The sequence below is a fragment of the Wolbachia endosymbiont of Drosophila mauritiana genome (assembly GCF_004795975.1).
Taxonomy (GTDB): Bacteria; Pseudomonadota; Alphaproteobacteria; order Rickettsiales; family Anaplasmataceae; genus Wolbachia.
On sequence record NZ_CP034335.1, the window covers coordinates 68,230 to 90,214 of the forward strand.

Here is a 21,985-nt window from a genome sequence, read left to right on the forward strand (position 1 = left end):
TCTTCGTAGTCTACCAAGTTCTTATCTATTAATAATCAATACAATTATAATAAATTATTGAATGATAGACTACTATTTCTTAACTTGCTCCTACAGCAGCGTTACGAACAATCTCCTCAACATCTGGTCCTTTAAGTGGACCTGAAGGTGCCTTATTATAATAATGTACAGCTATAGCAGCAACTATACAGAAAGCTCCAATACCTGCTGATACTCCTGCTACTAGCAGACTAGTACCGAGAGCAAAATATGCAGCTGGTGCAGCAGCTAATGCAAGTATTCCAGTTACTGCAAACATCCATGTAGCCACAGTAGGCCATTTAACGCTATTCTCTTTTGTGTAAATTTTGTTGCTATTACTAGCTTGCTTATTAGCTACTGATTTTAGTTGTATATTTTCGTTAGCAACTTGTTCTACACACTTGGCGGGTTTATTAGAAGTTTGCTTTTCTCTGTTATTATCAATTGATATTACGGTATTAACACTTTCATTTGCAAAACCTAATGATGATGATTGAGATGGAACAGTAAAATCTTCTTCATTGTGTGCAGTACCACATTGACTTTCGGGAATAGGCGATATACCCTCATCTACAGCTGTAGGTATTGTCAAATTCTGATTATCTTTTTCGTCATTTAGATCATCAGACTTTTCCTCAGTGACCATTGAAGGCATTTCTGCTGCAGTTTCAGGTACTTCTGTTTCAGAAATAATATCAAACGAAGGAGGATCTGAAGAAATTCTAGCAGAATCTTCACTTTCAAGTTTAGAAAAATCATCATCTTCAGAATTCAGTGATGGTGAATCCGGCTCGCTTTCTTTACGCTCCACTACAGGAATTTCTTGGCTACTTGCAGTAGCAGCTATATTACCACTCACTGATAATGCAGCAACATGCTCGAACTCTTTTTCAAGAAATATTTTAATTTTTGCGAGCTTGCTTTGAGATAGTTTATCTTTCTTACCAACTTCCGTCTTATTAGCGTCTTCTAAGGCTTTATTCAAGATTTGCTTTGTGTCTACACTATCGTCCTCTTTCCTTACCTTTTCCACTAAAGACATTACTTCTTCATAATTAAGAGCGAAGATAGCATTAGACAATTTCTCTTCTATATTTTTAGGCATTTTACCCCTCCTATAATTATTATTATCTATAGTTTCTTCTATTGAAACCTTTTTATTATTCATAATATTTTCTTCTTTATCAACAATACTCCTTTGTGGCCGTTGATTATCAATATTTTTGGATTCTGGACTTTTTTAATATTTAAATGCAAAGGTGTTTTATCATCTAAACCTTCAAGAAATTTTGTGATTTTTGATTCACTAGAAGATTTTTCCCTGTTTTCTTCCCTCACAAAATATAAACTTTTCGTTCCTACCAGATCTAAAGCTGTTTTGCCATCTCTATCTTGAATGTTCCAATCAGCTCCCTTGTTTACAAGTAATTTTACTATTTCAAATTTATCATGGTAAGCAGCCCAATGTAAAGCTGTTCTGCCATGCCTCTCATCTTGAATATCAATTTCAGCGCCATTTCCAATAAGCAAGCCCATTAATTCTAAATTATTACGTGCCACAGCCCAATGCAAAGGTGCATGCCCTGAATTGTCTATACTATTAATATCAGCAATTTTATGATTAATAATAGTCTTTGCTACATCTATAAAATCTTGTTGTATAGCATAGTGCAAAAATTTTTCTGACATATCAGAAACTCTAGACCTGGCTTCAGTATCTTTAAATTTATCTAATACCGCTTTCACGCATTCTTGATTACGAATAGACAACGCCCTTCGAAGTTTTTCACATATGCTATTCCAAGGTAGAATAGTACTTCGATTTTTTTCCAAATCTTCTAATAAAAGCTTAGTATAGCGCTGTCCACCAACACCAATAAGTAGCCTATCGAGACCTTCATCTTGCGTAAATAATATACTTTTATGCGTTTTTGCATATCTTTCCACAAGCGTATCATTAGCTGCAATGGCTAGTAGTGAAAGCTCTTTTACTGAATAATTATAATAACCATTTGTTTCATCATAACTATTATTCAACAGCACATTGTGCGTATGATCAGTCAAATTAAGCTGTTGAGAGCAAAAATCCTTCAAATTACCACAATTCAAATCAGTAATAAATCTATCGCTTTCCTCTATATTATTTATAGTTTTATCTAAATCTGCATAATCACCATAATTTTTTGCTTTATTTATAACATCTGTCAATTCATCAAAGGTTAAATTTTTAGGAATAATAGTAAATTCTTCCTCATTACGTCTTGGCTCTACACGAATTTGATCTTGAGGCCACAATAATTCCGTTGCTATTCCTGTACCAATTTCTGCAGCACCTATAAATACATTTACAATGTTACCCAAAATGCCTGGATCAGCCACTGCTCTAGTTGTTACTTCACTATTATCAGGTGAACTTTCAGTAATAGACAAATCTTCAGCAGAAAATGACTTAGGTCCTTCATTCATATTTTTCTCAAGAGTCTCTGTAATTCTATTATCCTCATCTTCGAAATGCCTATTTATTTCATCTAACAAACTTTTGCCATCAGCTTTGTAATTCTCTAATTGTTCAGGAATGATAAGTGTTACTTTACCATTTTCATACTCTACTTTACCATCCTGAGATTTAAGCGTAAACTCTAGCTTACTATCAGATTCATATTGTTCTAGTCGATCTGAATTTTTTATAACTATAGTATCACTATACTCAACATTGACAGATTCTGCACTATTACAATAAAGACTTATTATTTTTTTAGGGATTGTTGGTACTAGACTATGTTGACTAAATATAGGATGAATGTGGCTATACATTGCAAATTCATAACCAGCCTGATTGCAATTAGTAATTAATTCTTCTAGTATATTATCATTTGGAACTTCTGCTTCAGCATATTTAAACATTCCTGTGAAAACTTGTTTAGCAAATGTGCGATAATTTTCATTTAAAATTAAGTAGTTGTGCTGATAATATAACTCGCGCACATACTCTTTACTTATTGTTTGCCCATTAATTGCAAAATCCATTCTTTCTAGATCAAGTTGTGCTTGCTTGCCAGAATTTGCATTCCTATTATTCTCACTTGCCTTTACTTGACTTAGCAAAGATTGTGTTAGCTGAAATTCCAATTCAATTGCTCTGTTAGTATTTTGTCCTTCCTCAACCTCTGAACAATTGCCTGAATCTCCAGAATGACGATGCTCCTTAATTTCTTCTTGTTCTAAAATTTCGAATTCTTCTTCAGCACCTGAATCTCTGGAATGGCGACGCTCTTTTTCTTCTGCATGATTTGTTGTTGGCGGCATGAGCCCACCAAGTAAATTCCAACCACCCATGATTTACCCGCCTGACCATTAGCTAAGTTCATTATAGCATTAAACAGAAATTTTGCCAAGCAAATTATTGAGTCTTTTAGCAAACAGACTTACGTCTTCCATCTCTTCACCTTCCACTATACAAGCTTGATAGAACAATAAATAAATCATATCTCCAAGTGTTGGATTTTCACCATTTTCAGCGTGAGATTCCATTATGTTTCTTATCAAAGGATGCTTAATGTTAATTTCAAGTACTTTTGGCGTGCGGTAATTTAGCTGCTTCTGTTCACGTAAAAAACGCTCCATACGAAGATCCATAGTTCCTTCATCAACTGCTAGACACACAGGACTGTCGGTTAATTTCTTAGAGATCTTTACACTTTTTACTAAGCTTCCAAGAACTTTGGTGAAGTATTCGAGTATAGAATCCGCGTTTTCTTCGCTTTTGTTTTCATCTGATTTATTTTCTTCATCTTTCTTACCTTCTTCTGAAGAGAATTTTTCTAAATCAACATCAGCACGGGTCACGGACTTAAATTTTTGATCTTTATATTCATGAATCACGCTAGTCCAGAAATCATCAACTGGATCAACAAATAGAAGCACTTCCAATCCTTTGCTGACGAATCCTTCAAGTTGTGGACTGTTTTTTACTGAATCGAGACTATTTCCTGTGAGATAGTAGATATGTTCCTGTTCAGGCTTCATTCTGCTTATATAATCATCAATACTGACTAGCTTATCATCACTGGTGCTATGAAATCTGCAAATGGAAAGCAATGCTTCTCTTTCATCAGTTGGCATAGCTTCGCAAAGACCTTCTTTTAACACCGCACCAAAATTGCCCCAGAATTTTGTGTATTCCTCTAAATTATCTTTTGCTTTTTTGCCGAGCTCTGATACTGCGCGTTTAGTTAGGGATTTCCTAATCTGCTCAACAACGCGATTATTCTGCAGTGTTTCTCTGCTGATGTTGAGAGGTAAATCTGGTGAATCAACCACACCTTTCAAGAAACGCAGGTATTGTGGTATAATTTGTACATTATCTTCAGTAATAAATACTTTATTGACATATAACTTTACAGAGCAGCGTCTATCTGGATGAAACAAATCATAAGGCTTGATAGAAGGAACATAAAGCAAATTCGTATATTCTATTGCACCTTCATTTTTATTATGCAGTATCATCCAAGGCTCACCACCTACATGCGCAACACCGCGGAAGAAGTCGTTGTGCTCTTCTTGAGTAACGTCATTTTTTGGCTTAATCCAAATTGCAGCTTTGCTGTTTAATTTTTCACTTTTTCCCTCTTCATTTACAAACTCAACGGGAAAATTTATGTGGTCAGAGTAAGTAGTAACAATGTTTTCAATACGGAATTTGTCTAAAAATTCGCTTTCTTCAGGACGCATGATGAGCGTAATTTTTGTGCCATGAGAGATTTGACCATCTAATTTGCTGATTGAATATTCTCCATCTCCTTTAGATTTCCATACCCAAGACTCTTCTTCTCCGGCTTTCCTTGATTCTACTATAACTTCTGAAGCAACCATGAAGCTTGAATAAAAACCAACACCAAACTTTCCAATCAGCTCTACAGCTTGACTCGAATCTTTATTATTCTTAATTGCATTCAAGAATTTTTGCGTACCAGAACTTGCAATCGTGCCAAGATTATCTATTAAATCTTGCCTGTTCATTCCAATTCCATTGTCGGTTATATACAGCTCATTCTTATCTTTACTGGAGCTAATAGTAATCTTCAACTCATCACTTGAATCTAATAAATCAGCATTTAATTGTGATTCATAGCGCAATTTATCACATGCATCTGATGCATTTGATATTAACTCACGCAAGAAAATATCCTTATTGGTATAAAGTGAATGAATTACTATATTTAGTACTTTGCCTACTTCAGCGTCAAATTTTAAACTTTCAGTTTCTTGTATGTTGTGCATTTTGAGCTCCATTATTAGCTTACTATTCTAATAATTTAAGTATTGCAACGCGATCTTTCAAGGTCATGTATGCTAAAATTTATGTGAGCCAGCTTATGGTTCCAATGCTAAACTGGAATAAGCACAACCATTGTGTCATGCAAATTAAAAAGAAAGTGCTAGAATATAATATCTCTTATTTGCTTCAAAGATTTGTGAGTCTTTGATTCTTTTTCTGTAAAAGTAGTCTCAAGAGAAGTTTTAAGCTTTTCCCATTCTTCCTGATCGTTTAGAATCAAAGCGCTCTCAATCTTCTCCAGTGCTTTCTGAGGTGATGAATATAATTCCTCATACAAATTAGTGTTTACTGACTGTAGTATTACTAAAAATGTAAATAAATTTGGATCAGCTTTCGCATAACATAGCTTTATTTTCTTTACGCAGTATTCTATTGCCTGCAATGATAATGAGAAGCTTTCTGCATAAAATATAAAGCTATCTATAATTAAGCTCTTTGATTTTTTCGGCAATTCAATATTTTGAAACAGCTTTCTTGTAAATTTCTCTATTGGCTGTTTTGGTAAGTGCAAAGAAAGATCAGTAAAAGATTTTAGGCTGAAATTTGGTCCAAGTATTGTGCTGATTGCTCTTTGCACGTTACTTTTATCTTGACTAACAGAGATAATGAAAACCAATCCTTCTACATCAAGCATGTACTTTATCGATTCTAAAAAATCAACAATGAATTTAGGGCGGCATACATCAAGATCATCAACCATTATATAAATGTTTTTACCTTTTCTGATTTTGTTAACCACATCTGCTAGTTGTATTTTAAAATCTCTAATGTTCTCTTTTCTCCTTTGGAGAAGATTTAATTCACCCAAGACAAAACCTATGTCTTTCTTATCAGCCTCTTTTGCAGCATCGAGAAATACTGAAAGCATAGCGAGTGGAGATTTACTGATTAGCTTTCCTAATGTATTGAGAGAAAATAGTTCTTGGTTTATGTTTTTAAATTGCTGTATAACACTTCTTTTTACTTCGTATGATGCAAATAGATCCTCAAACAGGAAATGTAAAAAAGAAGGCAATGGTTGATCTATAGCACTAATATCCCATGCGCTGTAATAAGCTGCAATTTCATTTTGCTGCTCTAGATCCTTTACCCATTCTTTCAAAAAAAACGTCTTACCCCATTTATCATATCCTTCTAAGGATACAATAGAAAAAGACTTACCAATTGTCTTGATTATAGAACTAAATTTACTTGCAACTTGTTTATAGCCTAAGCAATCATTCTCCCAAATTATTACCTTTGGCAATTGCTCCTCTTCTTTTTTTCTGAATCTTACTAATGATATAAGTTTTTTAAAGCACATAAGATCCTTATGCTATATTTTACTATAGTATTTTATAAGTTAAGAATTCATTTACTTAAATAACCCATAATTTTCTATCACTGCATGAATGGAAAGGTTCTTCAAGCTGCTTTCGGGACTATATTGAATATCTATGCCGGTTAATTCTTTCACCCTTCCTTCTATATCTTTTTTTAACCTTTTTTCTAAATCATCTATATTGCCGGAACTTACCATTTGCATAACAGGAAATTTTCCATTTGAAATATACTCCTTCTCTATAAGTGGAGATATTTTAATTATCCAATCTAGACTTTCACGATTGTTTATTGATAATTTACCTTCTTCTTGAAGTAGATATAACTTTTCTATCATCTCAGCTCTATTACCGGAGTGATTCCTTACAAGATCCTTTAATAGTTCTCCATGTTCATCTATAGGCACATGAACATACATTAGCCACAAAAGAAGAACAAAGTCCGTATCTTTTGTTATTCCCTTTATTTCATGTGCCTGATTCATTGCATAAAAAACAGGATCTCTTCCACTACCATAAGAATAGCTAAACCCGCGTCCAACTAGATCATCAATTCTTACTCGAATCACATTTTTCAGATTTTCAATAGATCTATGCTCTTGTTCCATTACTTTAAACATTTTTGAAGAATCTATTTTTGTGATATATGGGTCATATTTGATTTTAAATTTAGGTTCAATATTCATCAGATCTCTTTTTAGTTCATATTTGATTTCAAGTTCAGGCTCAATATTTATCAGATCTTTTTTAACCAGATGATCTTCTATTATATATCCAATTCGTTTACTATCTGCGTATTCTTTGTTAAATAGCGCAATGAAATCAAGAGCGATTGATCTTAATTTTTTGATTAACCAATTATAAGTATTATATACTCCATCTAATAAAAAAGTTAACACAACTGCTCATTTTAAAACATTATGTTTTAAGTGTACAATATTTTCAATTAGTAAAGCAAGTTTTTAGGCTGAAGTATGTTACAGTGTTTTTAAAGTGTGTTGCTCAGAAGAAATGGAATATTATTTAATATCCTGTCTTGAAGTAAGCGCTATCTTCAGCGTTCCTTCATCTAGGTAGTCAATTTCTCCACCTATCGGTATGCCGCAAGCAAGGCGGGATATTTTTACATTTGAGTTCTTTAGCAATTCAATTATATATTGCGCAGTAACTTGGCCTTCTAATGTTGGATTAATTGCGACAATAACCTCTTCAATTTTAAATTCTGTAACTCTTTTAGGAATGTTATCAAGATTCAGTTCTTTTGGACCTATGCCATTTATTGCTGATAGCCTTCCACCTAAAACATGATACATACCTGAATATATACTCCCTTTTTCAAATGCCCATAGATCACCCAATTCTTCTACTACACACATTAGCTTGGTGTCACGCTTTGGGTTAATACAAATAGAACATGGCGATTTAGTATCTAGATTCCCACAAATCTTACACTCTATTATAAGATCCGCTAGTTCTCTAATCAAAGATGCAAGGGGTAGCATAACCCTATCTTTGTTTTGAAGCAGATGTATAACTAGCCTTCTTGATGATGATGGACCTAAACTTGGCAATTTAGAAAAAGCATGAACTAAATTCTTTATATTAATGTTCATTCAACAAATTCAGGATAGTGCATAAAATGATAACATCAAACCTTTCGTAAAGAAAGCTTGGTTTGATTGGCTATGAAAAAGATTTTCCACTTTTTTCAGAACTTATCTTAAAAAAAGTAATGTAATCACAATCTACTGCAGCTTGATTCTACTTCAGGTAGAACTGAAATTATCTCAGATATTTGCGTATTTGTTCTAGTATTTCTTTTTTGAAAATGACGCAATTTATTTTTCAACATATTTCTTTCTTCTACATAACTGTTTGACTCTTTATTCAAACTAGAGTTTTTTTCTTCATACTTGGAAAGTATTGTATCGATCAAATAATTAAAAAATAATATTAGACCTGTAGTGTTGGAAAGCAATGCAAGAGAATAATATAACATATCTTCACTCACTTTTTCATTTATTATGTCATGGGAATTTCCATACATTCTAAAACAAGAGCCAAAGGCTGCTAAGCATACACAAGCAAGTTTTGTTTTGCTTAGGACGCACTTAATTCGCGCTAATTTTTTATTATTATCTTCTAATTTTATACGCCACTCACTAATTTTACTACTATAGTGCTTAATAAACAATTCTATTGCCTCTTGGTCATTAGTATAATTAGATGCTTTGTAAGATTCCTTATCTATGAGTTCAGTATCTATATCTCTTGATTTCAGAAGCTCTTTGATTGCTTCATTTTTGCCAAGAAGCACAGCTTCGTGTAGAGGTGTGTACTCACTTTCAACATCTTTTCTTCTGTTAATATTTTTATCAGTTAAGTAGTTAAAAAGAGCTGAAATGCATTCTGAATTATTACCTTCAATAGCCAGAGTAATTGCATCTTTTCCATCCTTGTTCTTAGTATTAATAAATTTGAAAAGCGGCTTTTCATTCTCTTCCTTATGTTCAAAATATTTGTGCTTGTAAAACTCATTCGCACGGTATGGCTCCTTAAGAATACACAAAAGCTTTTTTACAAAATCAGCATGATTTTTTTTAATAGCCACATGTAAAGGTGTGTCCTGATTTTCTTCATCTTGCAACAATAAGGCATCATACAAACAACCCTCTTGATATAAAAAATTAATCTCTTGATCAAAAGAGATATCTTCTTCCCCGTTACAGATATTTAGTAGCCGTGACCCTATACTTTCTCTAGTACTGTAATCAATTGCAGAACTACGTTGCACTTTAGATTGATAAAGGTTTATGTTCATACTACCCCTGCCTTTAAATAACCCAGCTATACCTCTAAACAGCCCAGCTATACCTGATTCACTCCGAGCGGCACAAGGCGTTTCATCTTGAATGTTAATCTCAACGCTTTCATTAGAAAAAAGTTCTAAAACATGCGAGCTGCCTCTTCTACTGGAAAAAGGTACCTCATTCTTTTTATCTTTAGCTTTAACGCTATTCTCTAGCTTTGCATTCGAAGCACTTAGAGGATTAGCTAAATAATCAAGATCTGTAGCATTTTTAGACTCAAAGTCTTCTGCTTGAAAATTTGCTGCAGCGTTTATTTGACCCTCTATTGGTAACATAAAAAACTAATAATTAGATTACAGGTAGGGTATCTCATCTTTAAAAATTTTCAACTCTATTTAAATTTTTTTAAAATAGTTTTTGATAAAAATATTTATGACGCTAACTTTTTGGTTCTCTTGTTAAACTCCTACAAGACAGAATTATTAGCTAAAAAATTACTTCCGCATATTTTAAATCTGATTACAATTACAGTTAGAGATATTTATTGAGCTCAAAAATCTATCTTCGGTCTGCAGACTTTTAAATCACACTCACTAAAAATGTAGCGTATCCTCTTCAGAGCATATCTGTCGTATGTGCACTGCATTTTTTCTAATCTTTTTTTCACAGGGGGATCTTATGTTCAGAATTCCAGATACTTGACCTTTACTTTAGCTAATAAAAACCAACTGGTACCTGCGGTTTTTATAGCTACGTTTTCTCAAACAAGTTTTAAATGAATAGATTTCTTGCATAAACAGATGTCATCCCAGTGCTTGACACTGGGATCCAATAAGTAAAATGCGCTGGAACTTTCGAATTCCAGTTATGCAAGAAATCTAATGTTAAAAAACTCAAGATTTTCCTGGTTTTCCTCCAGTATTTTCAATCTTTTCATTCTTAACGAAAGAGAGTTGAGAATCAACAGCTTTTTCTATCGATTTAGCCTGTTTATAGTCCTGACTTAGTAAATATATAGCTACTCCAATTGCTATTCCAGCAACAAGAGCAGATACTGCGAGTGCGCATAATATAATAGTCATTGAAGGTACTAGAGCACTACCAATACCCAGTCCAACACCAAGAAAAACACCAGGTATGATACCAATCAAACCATTACATCTAGCACTTTCTTTTTTCGATTGAGCTTGGTCTTTCATAGATTTAATGAGTGCTTCTCTTGTTTTTTCTTCTTGAGCTAAATCTAATGGCATTTTGTCTTCTTTATTCCTTATCAAAGAATTTGCGCCATATTTTAAAAGGGCTTCTATTGCCTCAGTATTATTACTTATAACAGCTTGGTGTAATAATGTATTTCCACTTTGATCTCGAAAATTGATCAATTTATAGAAATCTTCAAGAGTAGTATAGTCATGCACTGCTTCATCTAGAATATTCATTGCGTTTTGAAATGACAATATCTCTCCTTTCTCAGACCTTGCACTATAGTGTTTAATACAGTGATGCAAAATAAGGTATATTTGCACTGCTTGTTCATTGATAAAATCTCCTTTTGTAGAGATTACATCTACAATAGCTGCTGAGAATAACTCTTTCTCAATCACAATTTTTCTATCATCAGTAAGATAATCTTTCAACTCTTGAATGTTTTTTTCAAGACTCTCGTTTCGATTATGAATAATCTTAATTAAATCATGCATACCATCTCCTTATTCTAATTATATCAATAATATAATAAATCGTAATAAAAGTCAAACTATTGATTAAAAAATTAATACAATTAATTCTGTGAATGTCAAATAAATTCAAATAACATCAAAAGAAACTCACAGGATCAACATCTATTGTTATTGCAATGTTTGAACTCAAGTTACAGCAATGTTTCAGCTTTTTCTTTATGAATAGACTATGGTTATTGTGTATTTTCAGTAACACTCTATAACGATATTTATTGTTTAAAAAATTTATTGCTGCTGGTGATGGGCCAAAAATTTCAAATTCTTTCAGCGTCAAGTGCTGAAAGGTAGTTGAACATTGATTATGTAAAAAGCTTGTTAGCTCACTTGCTGCTTTCTGCGTTGCAAATTGATCCTTATCACAAACTATAAGCGCTATTAATCTACTAAATGGTGGCATTTTAGCTTTGCGTCTTGACTCAAGTTCAACTTCATAAAACAAGTCCCTTTTTTGCTGCTGTAATGCTCTTATTATTAAACTTTCAGGATTATTGGTTTGCACTATTACCGTTCCTTTTTCGTTGAACCTCCCAGATCTACCCGCAACTTGATGCAATAATTGATACGTCTTTTCTGCTGCCCTGAGGTCAGAATTTTCAAGTCCTAAATCTGCATTTATCACTCCAACCAAAGTTAACTTAGGGAAATTATGCCCTTTGGCAATCACTTGTGTACCGATTATAATATTCACCTCTTCTTTCAACACTAAATCAATGACGTTACCAAGCGACTTCTGATCGCTGCTGATAATCGCAGTTTTTGCATTTGGTATTAATTTCACTATTTCTTCAACTAACCTTTCAATTCCCACACCATAAAGGAGCAATGACTGCTCACTTTGACAATTGGAGCATTTTTCTGGAAGTTTTGATTGATAAGAACAATGGTGACATAAAAGGACGTTCTTTTTCTTGTGGTAAGTAAGCCATACAGTGCAATTTGAGCAGGAAATTTTATATCCACATTTTTTACAAACTGCAAGTTGCGCATACCCCCGGCGGTTTAGAAAGAGCATAACTTGCTGTTTTTTCTCTATGGTTTGTTTTATTCCTTCGAAAAGTTCATTGGAAATCCATTGCTTATTATTTACTACTTTTATTTGTGGCAACTCTGCACTACCGAATCGTTTAGTCAATTTTACATGATTGTAATTCCCTTTTTTAACATGATAAATTGTTTCAAGTAGCGGAGTGGCGGATGACAAAATAATCGGAATATTTTCGAGTTTGGCTAAGATAATGGCCATATCTCGAGCATTATATATAATCCCCTGTTCTTGTTTAAAGGATGAGTCATGCTCTTCATCGACGATAATTAATTTTAGGTTTTTATAAGGCAAAAAAAGCGCTGACCGTGCCCCAATAATTATCTGCGCACTTCCATTTGCGATACTGAGCCAATTATTTCGGCGAGCTTTTGGAGTAAGTCCTGAATGCCACTCAGCTATATTTCCAGATGTCTGACTGCGAACGCGATTTACCAATTGTGAAGTTAGGACAATTTCTGGCAGAAGGATAAGGACTTGTGCATTACCTCCTTCTGTTGTCATTCCAGTGTGTAACCTTTTGGTGTTTGAACATTTGCAGGTAGTTTTAGTAGTAGATGATGTCATTCCAGTGCTTGACACTGGAATCCAGTCTTTATCGTACAAATGCTTAGTGTACTGATTTGAAATTAAGTTTTCTGGATCCCAGTGTCGGGGCACTGGGATGACATCCTTTTTGGTAAAAATTACTCTTATATTGTAACATTCGTCTAGTTGTGTATTGAACGCTGGAATATTCTTAATTAACTGTGCAATCACAGAGAGATAAACTTCCGTTTTTCCAGACCCGGTTTCACCGTCAAGTAAAGTTACTGAATACTCATTCAAATTACTTATTATTTTATCTCGAGCTGCTTGCTGCTCAGGGTTTAATTGGTAATCTATTTCACTTATTTCCTGCTTTTGCTTAGTGCAAACTAACTTATCTATTTGATTTACCTTTAATACTCCTCCCATTATCACTTTGGCAAGCATACCAATAGGTATTACATTATATTGAGCAACCCATTCTGCAAATTCGATCAACTTTGGTCTGATGCTCGACAAATTGACCTTTTGTTCAATGTATTTTAATTCTCGATCGCTTTTGCTACTTTTTCTCCAAACTATTCCAATCAAGCGTTTTCTACCAAACGGTACTACTACGTAATCTCCAATTGAAACTTTAGTATCTTCCTCAACTACATATGAAAATAACTGATCAATTGGAAGTGGTAGTAATACGTCAACTGCTTTCTTCATAGTAGCCTAAACTATTTTTGTAATTTTCAAATGAATCAGAAAAATCAGATACGCAAAAAGACCTTAATGCTTTTTTCATAGTACACAATTTATAATCATAAGTATTGAAAATGTGAGGAAATTCTGTATGTTTAGCGATAAAATAGTCCTAGACTTTGAAATAGAAAAAGGTGACCGAATAGATCGGTGTTACTTTTCTACACGCATCAAACTTACAGATAAGAGCAAGAATTTTCTATGTGAAAAGCTCGGTAAACCTAACAATTTAGATGATTACTTTAATCTTAATCCTGAGAATTTTTATATTTATTACAACAAATATAGTGGTCACTATGGTATAAATGAGCTATATGTCAGAGATGATAATGGTAGATATTTAGCTACTAAACTTCCACTTGATCACAACGGATTTTCGATAGAGTTATCACCTGGTGAGACAAATTATGGCTTTTATCCTCTATATGCAATCTATAACCCCACTCAATATGACAAAAAGCAGGAAAAGAGCTTCGAAGATAACGGTGAATTGCAGCCACTTGTGTCAAGTGTGTTGGATTACTTTCTAAATGGCTTAACCATTCAAGATATGTTTTTGCAAATACAAAATGAGCTTGTCGAAAAAGAAACAAAATTAGAAGAAGACAGAAGAAAAGCAGAGGAAGAATTAAATCAAAAGAATGAAAAGTTAAGAGAACTCATAGAAAATGATGAGATTAAAGTACTTAAAGTAATAAAAGGCCATAGTATTGGGAATGGACGTTCAGCGGCAATTTTACAGCTTAATGGTGATCTTGATGCAAGTAAATACTACATAGCAGAGTATGAAGGCAATGAATACTTACATTGCACGAGCTCTGGTTATGACATATTGCTTGACCAGAGCGATTTATTTTTTGTTCTGAATAGCAGCTCTTATCTTGAACTTGCAAGCGGTTTTTATTCAATACCTGCTGCTGGCAGCTATGCTAAATATCTCAATACTAAGAATCGGCTTTTCAGCGATATCTCAGCAGTTATGTAAAAATCAAGTAAGGGCTGAATCTATGGTTAACACATTGTTTCCAAGACTTATTTATAGTGAAAATTTTTAAGAGGTGAATATGAAGTTCAAAATAAATTCTGGATCTGACAAATCACAGACGTTGATTAAAAATTTATTTCCAAATACAGAGAGTATAGTAATAAATGATCAGCTTACGATAGAAGTAAAATATGGGGGATTAGCTAGTTATACCCCTGAGTATATAAAACAAACTGTAAAAGATGCTTACGGAGCCTGGTCTGATAATTTCTATTCACAAAAAAGCGTTCATTCTGGTCCAGTAAAATTGCAGCTTTATGTGCTGAAAAATTACGATGATTACAAAGCTCACATCAAGGAACTTTCAGGTGGTAAGGACCATAGAGAATTATGGGGTGGTGGAACAGTAAGAGCACACGAAGCTGACGGCACGATAGCAAAGACTTTTATTGTTGGAGATGTAAATGGCTTACTTTGTGCAAAATCTAAAATTTTAATGGAAAAAATGAGCGATGCATTTCTTGAGTACTCTACCGGTAATATGGATACAGTACCTGAAGTTTTACGTACCGGTATGAAGCTTTTCATGTGGAGCTATGATGCAGCTAAAAAAGAAAGCACTCGCGATATGCATTATACAAAAGAAGCATACAATAAAATGCAGGAATCTGGTCATGATACACCGTATAAAATAGCAAGTATGTCTAATGACTATAGAATGTCAGATTGCTTAGTGACATTCCTACAAGAAAAACATCCTCAATTCATAAAGCAATTACTTACTGAGATGTCCTTCAATAGAGTAGAAGCGATATCAAAATTCAAGCATCTTTTGAATAACTCAGAAGTTGAAAAAGAATTTAAGCAGTGGATGGATGTAAAAAGTGGCAATAAAATTGTGGCAGATCTTGTGCCCGATAGTGAAGTTATGACTTTCGGCGAACACAAGCTTCAAATAAATATAAAATATGATGATGAGGAATTAACTCAGAGCAAATTGAGTAGTGTAAAAAATGCTATCGAGAGTACTATAAAAGATTTTGATTCAGCATTTGGCATTAATAATTCTCAGCCTTGGTACAACATACCAAATAAAGTTAATGTTTTCGTATTTAATACAAAGAGTGACTACGAAAATTATCTTAAGGAGTTGAACGTTAACTATAAAGACGCTTCTGGCTTAACAGTTCAAGGGCGTGGCTCAGAAATTCATGTTTATTTTTATTTGCAGGACCAATTCAATGACTCATGTAAAACTTTAAAACACGAAATGGGGCACGCTTTAACTATTATTAACTCCTATTATGGTACAGGTGATGTCTTATCTAAGGCCATGCATGAAGGGGTTGCTAACTATATGGCAAGTTTGGAAGATGGTCGGCATGTCAATGATCACGGAGATAAAGAGGCCTTGATTGCAATAAAGAATAAAGATCTCAAACTAGATGAAATATTGCGCAATAATATTAGCAATAACAAAGGAGAACATTATCATTCGGATGCTGAACAAGTGATCAAATTTCTTGAAGATAAACACCCAGATATGATTGATAATTTGCTCAAGAGCCTTTCTAAATCTGGTGCAAATAGGTCTCAAGGTAATAAATTATTTGAGGATTTTTTGACTGAGCTGAAAGGTTATGATCAAGAATTTAAAAAATGGGTTAAGGCTGAGCTGAGTGGTGAACAACATATGGAATATAATGTTGTTGAATCTAACAGTGTTGAAAGTTCAACAAGCCAACAAAGTGCAGGCAAGGGTCTATATGGTTATAGCCCAGTACATAATGTAAGTGGTGATAAAACCAAGATAGAATCTAAATCAAGTGTCAGTAGAGAAGATTCTATGCAACTTGCTAAAAAAGCGAGTGAAGACGAACAAGGAAAAGCTGTTACAACAAAAGTTATGAAGTATAATAAACAGCCTTTCTTAAAGGTGAATATTGATGACAATAATGTAGAAAATACTATAGGAAAAGTAAACGAGATAAATAAGGTGACTAGTTTACATTCTGCTGCTTCATTGGGAGATTTAAGCAAAGTAGCAACGCTTCTAAAACACAATGCATATATTGATGCAAGAGACCATAATGGACAAACACCACTACATTATGCCATTCAGTCAGGAAATACGGAAGTAGCAAAATATCTTATTGATTATGGAGCAAATCTCAACTCTCAAGATACTTACTACGAGGGAACTAATTACTCTTGCTTCAAGACACCTTTTCACTATGCCGTAAAATTGGGAAATATGGGAATAGTTAAGTACCTAGTGGAGCATGGTGCAAATTCTAATATTCCGGATGCTCACAATCTCAGGCCGCTTGACTATGCTATAAAGAATACAGCTTTAGTAAAATATCTTATAGATAACGGTGCAGATATTAATGTATGTAATCCGATATTTCATTTTGTTAAAGTAGGTGATCTAGATATGGTAAAATATTTAGTTGAGCATGGTGCAGATCTCAGTATCAAGAACACGTCAGCTCAAACGCTGTTGCACTATGCAATCGGGCTAAAACACACGGAAATTGCTAAGTATTTAATAGATCATGATGTAGATATTGATGCCCGTGATATTAGCTCTGGTAAATCTCCACTACATTTTGCCATGCACATGAAAAATATGGAAGTAGTTAAATATCTCATAGAGTATAATGCGGATATTGATGTTCAGGATAGCTACGGCTTAACGCCTTTGCACCTTGCTGTTGATCTTGGGAATAAGAAGATGATAGAGCAGTTAGTTGAAAAAGGTGCGAATATTAATGCTCAGGATAATGATGGTTGGACACCTTTAGTTCATGCAGTGAGGCATGGAAAGTTAGATACAATAGAATATCTAATAAAAAACAAAGCTGACGTTGACGTTGTAGGCAAAGATGGCAGGACACTTATTGAACATGCTGAGTTATGGGCAGAAGGGAAAGGACTAGAAAGAGATGTAATAGATAGCAAAGGCGATAATGATTCTTATTATCGTGAGCTTTCAAAAGAGGCTGCAACTTGGGAAAAAGCTGGAAAGGATATGCTTAGCTATCTCAAAAAAATTACTATGCAAGAAAACGATATAGACCAAATGCCAGCAGATCAACCTGCAAGTGAAGAAAGGAATAAAAGGTCGCTAATAGTAGACGAAGAGAAGCAAGAGGAAACAATTATTATAGATAATGTGAAAGAAGAATCACAACATCCTTTAAAAATCAAAGTGGGTGAGGCTGTTGAAATAGGGAAATATAAGGTAGAACTGCAAGTTACGTATGATGATGTAAGAAATTTTTATGACACTATACGTGGTAAATATCATGATGGTAGTGGATACAATTATGAGCAAGTAATGGTTTTGTACAATGAAATTGTTAGGCCAGCATCACAGCATCATGATGAACCATTTACTCTTGCTGAGTCCTATATTGCAGATGGGCATCTATTTATTAAAAATCAAGATTTTGGAATTTTGAATGATTTTAATGAGATGTTCTATAAAAGTGATGAGTTTATGTAACATAAAAGGTGGATGAGAATTAATTGATATAAGGAATGAAATCTTCTCCTGTCATCCCAGTGCTTCGACACTGGGATCCAGTTTTTCATATAATCTCATCACAAACGTTTATTTTAATTTAAGACCAATACCTAATTTAGAATCAAAATTCCTGGATAAGCACTGACCATCCACTATGTAATTTACTTTTTTATATAATAAATAATACTAATTTACTAATATATTAATTGACAAGTGGTGTGGGTTATACTATTATTAAGATATATAGTTAATATCTTAATAATTAATATGCCAAAATATGTTAATCGCATTGCTGAATCTATTGTATTAAAAGTCTATACTGACAAGAAAAACGCTAAAATTAGAGTGTTTTCTAAAACTAAAGATGGAGAAGTTGAAAAAACACTTTCAAAACAGCAAATTGTAGAATTTTTAAACCTATTAACTAATGTAAGGAATCAAGGAAATAAAGAACTTGCTATCAGTAAAAATGTAGAACGTGGTATCGTTGAAGATATAGAAGGTATATGTAGAGAAAATGGTAGATATGTATATAAGGCGCCAGATTTATCAGCTGAAGAACAATATAATAAATTATTTGAAAGTGAGCAAGCCATTCAATTTAATTTGAATACTTTTATGTTAGATAGTATATCTAAAATTGTACAATTAAAAGATAGATTTGAAGAAATTTTAGGTTTTTCTCTCGAAAGAGGGTTATGTCACTCATTAAATTACTTTATTACTTTTCTAAAATTAGAGAATAAGCAAGATTTTGTTAGATTTCTCGAGTCTGATAATATTATATCTGAACAAGATTTTATGAATTATATTGATGGAAGAAAAGAACAAACGATTAAGTTATTGATGATGAAGTTTTTATCGCAATTTTTACCTATTCTTGATGTTCAGAGCATTAAAAAGCGAGAAGGAGATACATTTTATTCTGATGAAACAATATATGAGCAATTATGTGATGATTTATCTTCAACAAAACTATGGATCGATACTGAGCAAGAACAAATCAAACGTGTTTTAAATGATGTGGAGATAGGATGCTACTTAGAATTTAGTTCTTTTTGTTTTACTTATAATAGAGCAGATTCCAAGGGTGCTGGACATTTTATGTTGGTGTATAAAGCAGAGAATAATAAATACATATTTTTTGACTCTAATAAAGGAGCGGTTGGCTTTTGTCCTGATACAGGAGCTGCCAATTTTACATTAGAGGACGTTTGTAGGGTAATGGAACTTGCTGTAAACCGTTATTCATATGATATGTATATTGAAAATTTTGCAGATTATTGCCAAGCTTATATTATGCTTAGAAATGCAACACTAATATTAAAGAAAGCTGAAAAGCTTTATGAAACAATGGAAAGAACAAATTCAAGAATAATTGATATATCAGTTGATAAAGGTATGAATCAATTGTTGCTCACACCTGCAAGTCTGTAAGTGGACATAACTTGATCTTAAGGACTAGATTCCAGTATCAAGTACTGACCATCTACTATGTAATTTACTTTCAAAAATAAATGTTCCAGTGGTTTCGTCTTCTGTCATGCCAGTTTTTCCTTCTCTTGTCATCCCAGTGCTCCGACACTGGGATCCAGTGTTCATATAATCTCATCACAAACGTTTATTTTAATTTAAGACCAATACTCAATTTAGAATCAAAATTCCTGGATTCCAGTATCAAGTACTAGAATGACATCATCTACTATGCAAATTACCAAAATGTTCGTACAGCTGTGACTGGTTTGGGTTTTGTACAGCTATCCTGCAAACGCTATGTAAATAACAACTATACATTTATCTTCAAGATTATTTACCAAGTATAGACATCAGCTCATTCCATTCTCTTTTACCAATGCCACTTTCTTCTCTCGTAACATTTTCTCCTTTTATTAGCTTGCGAATTATCTCAAGACCAGTTTTTGAAATGCAGGCTGATTTTAAGGAGTATTCAACAAAAGCATTATAGGCCAGCGGGACCCATTTCTTTACTATGTCCAACATAACTTCTGCATAGACTCTAATTTCATATTGGGCATGCTGATCAGCTCTAAGCCTTAAAAAGTGAAAAAGGTTATGTAAATCTATTTTCCAATAAAACTGAGTATAGTAATTAAGTGTTAGATTAGTTCGGGCAATTTCCCTTGCAAGGCCCTGTTCAATAAATTTCTCATAATGAGAATATACTAAATTAGAATCATTTATTAGAGAATCTATTATTTCTTTTGAAGTACTTGAGTCAAAAGCTTCACCGCTGCCTTGTTTATTATTATCAGATTGTTTTGCAACCTGTTTTGGTATATAAAATTCATTATCAAGTATCGAATACCTTCCGGAATATTCATTCACATTTGCAGTTCTGTGTCTTATCCACTGTCTTGCAATAAAAATTGGAAGTTTCACGTGAAACTTAATTTCACACATTTCAAATGGAGTTGTATGATGATGCCTCATCAAATACTTTATAAGCGCTTCATCTTGATTTATCTGTTTTGTTCCTTTTCCATAAGAAACACGAGCAGCTTGAACTATGGCGCTATCAGAGCCCATATAATCAATCACTCGAACAAATCCATGATCTAACACCTTATGTTCTTCGTATAGAATTTCATCTATCTCTTTTACTGTAGTTCGCTTATTCATAACATGTCCTCAAGGAAATATCGGCTCCACACGAATTGAGTTTTTCGTCCATCGCTTCATAGCCTCTCCATAAATGATGTGAGTTATTTATTATAGTTTCTCCTTTAGCTACCAAAGAAGCGAGAATTAAAGCTGCTGTTGACCTTAAGTCATTAGCATGCAGATTAGCTCCAGATAGACTCTTTGTTCCACTTATAGTAGCTTTACTTTTTTCGATGCTGATATTAGCACCTAATTTTCTTAACTCATTCGCATGTGCAAATCTACTTTCAAAAACATTCTCTTCAATGATTGATATTCCATCTGCAATGCACATAGCAGACATTAGTTGTGGTTGCATATCGCTGGGAAAGTCGGGGTATGGATTTGTTGTAACGTGAATAGATTTAATAGAGCCATTTTTTCTAGAAATAATCATACCATCGTCACATAACTCAACTCCGGCTCCTATAGTCTTCAATTCATTTGCAATACATTCCATATCAGACAAATTTACTCCTTCTAGCTTTAGCTCGCCGCCGGTAATGACAGCAGCCAGAGCATAAGTACCGGCCTCTATGCGATCTGGTATTATTTTATGCTCACACCCATTTAATGCTTCAACACCTTCTATTGTGATTTTTGTATTATTAACTTCAATATTGGCACCCATACTCTTCAGAAATTCTATTAAATCAAGAACTTCCGGCTCAATTGCAGCATTGTTTATTATTGTTACTCCCTCTGCAAGTGTTGCTGCCATTATTATATTTTCTGTTGCACCAACACTCACTTTTTCAAATGTTATTTCTTTGCCTTGCAATTTCCCCTTTGTTGTTGCAGTTATATTACAGCTATCAATTTCAATTTTAGCTCCCATTGCTTCAAGTGCCTTAATATGAATGTCAACAGGACGTTTTCCAATATTACATCCACCAGGAAATACTGTTGAAACTCTACCAAATCTGCTGAGCATTGGACCTAGCATTAAAAAAGATGCTCGCAGTCTGCTTGCAATTTCATGTGATATTAAATAGTTATTGATATTGCTACAGTCAATTTCCAAAGTGTGATTTGCTTTATAGTCTTTATTGCATATAAAATTTACTTCTGCACCAAGACTCTTAAGCAGCTCAGACATCAAATGCACGTCAATTAAATCAGGTACGTTATGCAAAGTTATTGAAGAATTACTAAACAAGCTTGCCGCCATTATTGGCAAGACGGCATTCTTTGAACCATTAATCTTGATTTTTCCAATTAAGGGCTTATGGTTACTTCTTACTAATATTTTATGCATTT

14 protein-coding genes and 1 pseudogene are annotated in these 21,985 nt (G+C 33.6%); 3 read left to right on the plus strand and 12 right to left on the minus strand.

The window, feature by feature from the left end; all coding sequences use genetic code 11:
• Positions 1–79: 79 nt before the first annotated feature.
• The 9 genes and pseudogenes from EJB00_RS06680 to priA form a co-directional block, all read right to left on the minus strand.
• The gene (locus EJB00_RS06680) at positions 80–676 is read right to left on the minus strand and encodes a TomO hydrophobic C-terminal domain-containing protein (protein WP_422664683.1); all 597 of its coding nucleotides are present in this window, start codon (positions 674–676) and stop codon (positions 80–82) included.
• Positions 677–703: 27 nt separating this feature from the next.
• A pseudogene (locus EJB00_RS00415) lies at positions 704–3,357 on the minus strand (ankyrin repeat domain-containing protein); the annotation flags it as partial.
• Between the two features lie 39 nt (positions 3,358–3,396).
• Complete coding sequence (htpG, locus tag EJB00_RS00420; protein WP_015588017.1) at positions 3,397–5,301, minus strand: molecular chaperone HtpG; 1,905 nt, start codon at positions 5,299–5,301, stop codon at positions 3,397–3,399.
• 158 nt (positions 5,302–5,459) lie between these two features.
• A complete protein-coding gene (locus EJB00_RS00425) occupies positions 5,460–6,662 on the minus strand; it encodes a KAP family P-loop NTPase fold protein (RefSeq protein WP_015588016.1) in 1,203 nt (400 codons plus the stop codon).
• Positions 6,663–6,713: 51 nt separating this feature from the next.
• Complete coding sequence (locus EJB00_RS00430; protein WP_015588015.1) at positions 6,714–7,577, minus strand: hypothetical protein; 864 nt, start codon at positions 7,575–7,577, stop codon at positions 6,714–6,716.
• A 120-nt stretch (positions 7,578–7,697) separates the two neighbouring features.
• Complete coding sequence (gene recR / locus EJB00_RS00435) at positions 7,698–8,285, minus strand: recombination mediator RecR (RefSeq protein WP_179948599.1); 588 nt, start codon at positions 8,283–8,285, stop codon at positions 7,698–7,700.
• Positions 8,286–8,416: 131 nt separating this feature from the next.
• Entirely contained in the window at positions 8,417–9,823 is a 1,407-nt protein-coding gene (locus EJB00_RS00440) for an ankyrin repeat domain-containing protein (RefSeq protein WP_015588013.1), read from the minus strand.
• 558 nt (positions 9,824–10,381) lie between these two features.
• Positions 10,382–11,188, minus strand: a complete 807-nt coding sequence (locus EJB00_RS00450) for an ankyrin repeat domain-containing protein (protein WP_135352860.1) — start codon at positions 11,186–11,188, stop codon at positions 10,382–10,384.
• A 115-nt stretch (positions 11,189–11,303) separates the two neighbouring features.
• A complete protein-coding gene (gene priA, locus EJB00_RS00455; protein ID WP_225416283.1) occupies positions 11,304–13,511 on the minus strand; it encodes a replication restart helicase PriA in 2,208 nt (735 codons plus the stop codon).
• A gap of 127 nt (positions 13,512–13,638) precedes the next feature.
• On the opposite strand from priA, the gene EJB00_RS00460 reads away from it, so the two are divergent.
• The 3 genes from EJB00_RS00460 to EJB00_RS00470 all read left to right on the plus strand — a co-directional run bounded on the left by EJB00_RS00460 (position 13,639) and on the right by EJB00_RS00470 (position 19,501).
• Positions 13,639–14,532, plus strand: a complete 894-nt coding sequence (locus EJB00_RS00460; protein WP_015588010.1) for a hypothetical protein — start codon at positions 13,639–13,641, stop codon at positions 14,530–14,532.
• A gap of 79 nt (positions 14,533–14,611) precedes the next feature.
• The gene (locus EJB00_RS00465; protein WP_015588009.1) at positions 14,612–18,043 is read left to right on the plus strand and encodes an ankyrin repeat domain-containing protein; all 3,432 of its coding nucleotides are present in this window, start codon (positions 14,612–14,614) and stop codon (positions 18,041–18,043) included.
• Positions 18,044–18,331: 288 nt separating this feature from the next.
• Positions 18,332–19,501: a hypothetical protein gene (locus EJB00_RS00470; protein ID WP_135352861.1), complete on the plus strand. Its 1,170-nt coding sequence runs from the start codon at positions 18,332–18,334 to the stop codon at positions 19,499–19,501.
• Between the two features lie 24 nt (positions 19,502–19,525).
• Here EJB00_RS00470 and EJB00_RS06190 read toward each other — a convergent pair whose 3' ends face one another.
• The 3 genes from EJB00_RS06190 to murA form a co-directional block, all read right to left on the minus strand.
• Complete coding sequence (locus tag EJB00_RS06190; protein ID WP_167470133.1) at positions 19,526–19,666, minus strand: hypothetical protein; 141 nt, start codon at positions 19,664–19,666, stop codon at positions 19,526–19,528.
• Between the two features lie 204 nt (positions 19,667–19,870).
• Positions 19,871–20,704, minus strand: a complete 834-nt coding sequence (thyX, locus tag EJB00_RS00475) for an FAD-dependent thymidylate synthase (protein ID WP_135352862.1) — start codon at positions 20,702–20,704, stop codon at positions 19,871–19,873.
• On the minus strand, positions 20,697–21,983 hold the full coding sequence (gene murA / locus EJB00_RS00480; protein WP_135352863.1) for a UDP-N-acetylglucosamine 1-carboxyvinyltransferase: 1,287 nt from the start codon (positions 21,981–21,983) through the stop codon (positions 20,697–20,699). Before murA ends, thyX begins: the two co-directional genes overlap by 8 nt.
• Between the last annotated feature and the right edge of the window lie 2 nt (positions 21,984–21,985).

Bases quoted from the DNA above. Each gene is read 5' to 3' on its own strand.
- EJB00_RS06680 (WP_422664683.1), bottom strand. From the start codon at position 676: ATGCCTTCAATGGTCACTGAGGAAAAGTCTGATGATCTAAATGACGAA.
- htpG (WP_015588017.1), bottom strand. From the start codon at position 5,301: ATGCACAACATACAAGAAACTGAAAGTTTAAAATTTGACGCTGAAGTA.
- EJB00_RS00425 (WP_015588016.1), bottom strand. From the start codon at position 6,662: ATGTGCTTTAAAAAACTTATATCATTAGTAAGATTCAGAAAAAAAGAA.
- EJB00_RS00440 (WP_015588013.1), bottom strand. From the start codon at position 9,823: ATGTTACCAATAGAGGGTCAAATAAACGCTGCAGCAAATTTTCAAGCA.
- EJB00_RS00450 (WP_135352860.1), bottom strand. From the start codon at position 11,188: ATGCATGATTTAATTAAGATTATTCATAATCGAAACGAGAGTCTTGAA.
- priA (WP_225416283.1), bottom strand. From the start codon at position 13,511: ATGAAGAAAGCAGTTGACGTATTACTACCACTTCCAATTGATCAGTTA.
- EJB00_RS00460 (WP_015588010.1), top strand. From the start codon at position 13,639: ATGTTTAGCGATAAAATAGTCCTAGACTTTGAAATAGAAAAAGGTGAC.
- EJB00_RS00465 (WP_015588009.1), top strand. From the start codon at position 14,612: ATGAAGTTCAAAATAAATTCTGGATCTGACAAATCACAGACGTTGATT.
- EJB00_RS00470 (WP_135352861.1), top strand. From the start codon at position 18,332: ATGCCAAAATATGTTAATCGCATTGCTGAATCTATTGTATTAAAAGTC.
- EJB00_RS06190 (WP_167470133.1), bottom strand. From the start codon at position 19,666: ATGAACACTGGATCCCAGTGTCGGAGCACTGGGATGACAAGAGAAGGA.
- thyX (WP_135352862.1), bottom strand. From the start codon at position 20,704: ATGAATAAGCGAACTACAGTAAAAGAGATAGATGAAATTCTATACGAA.
- murA (WP_135352863.1), bottom strand. From the start codon at position 21,983: ATGCATAAAATATTAGTAAGAAGTAACCATAAGCCCTTAATTGGAAAA.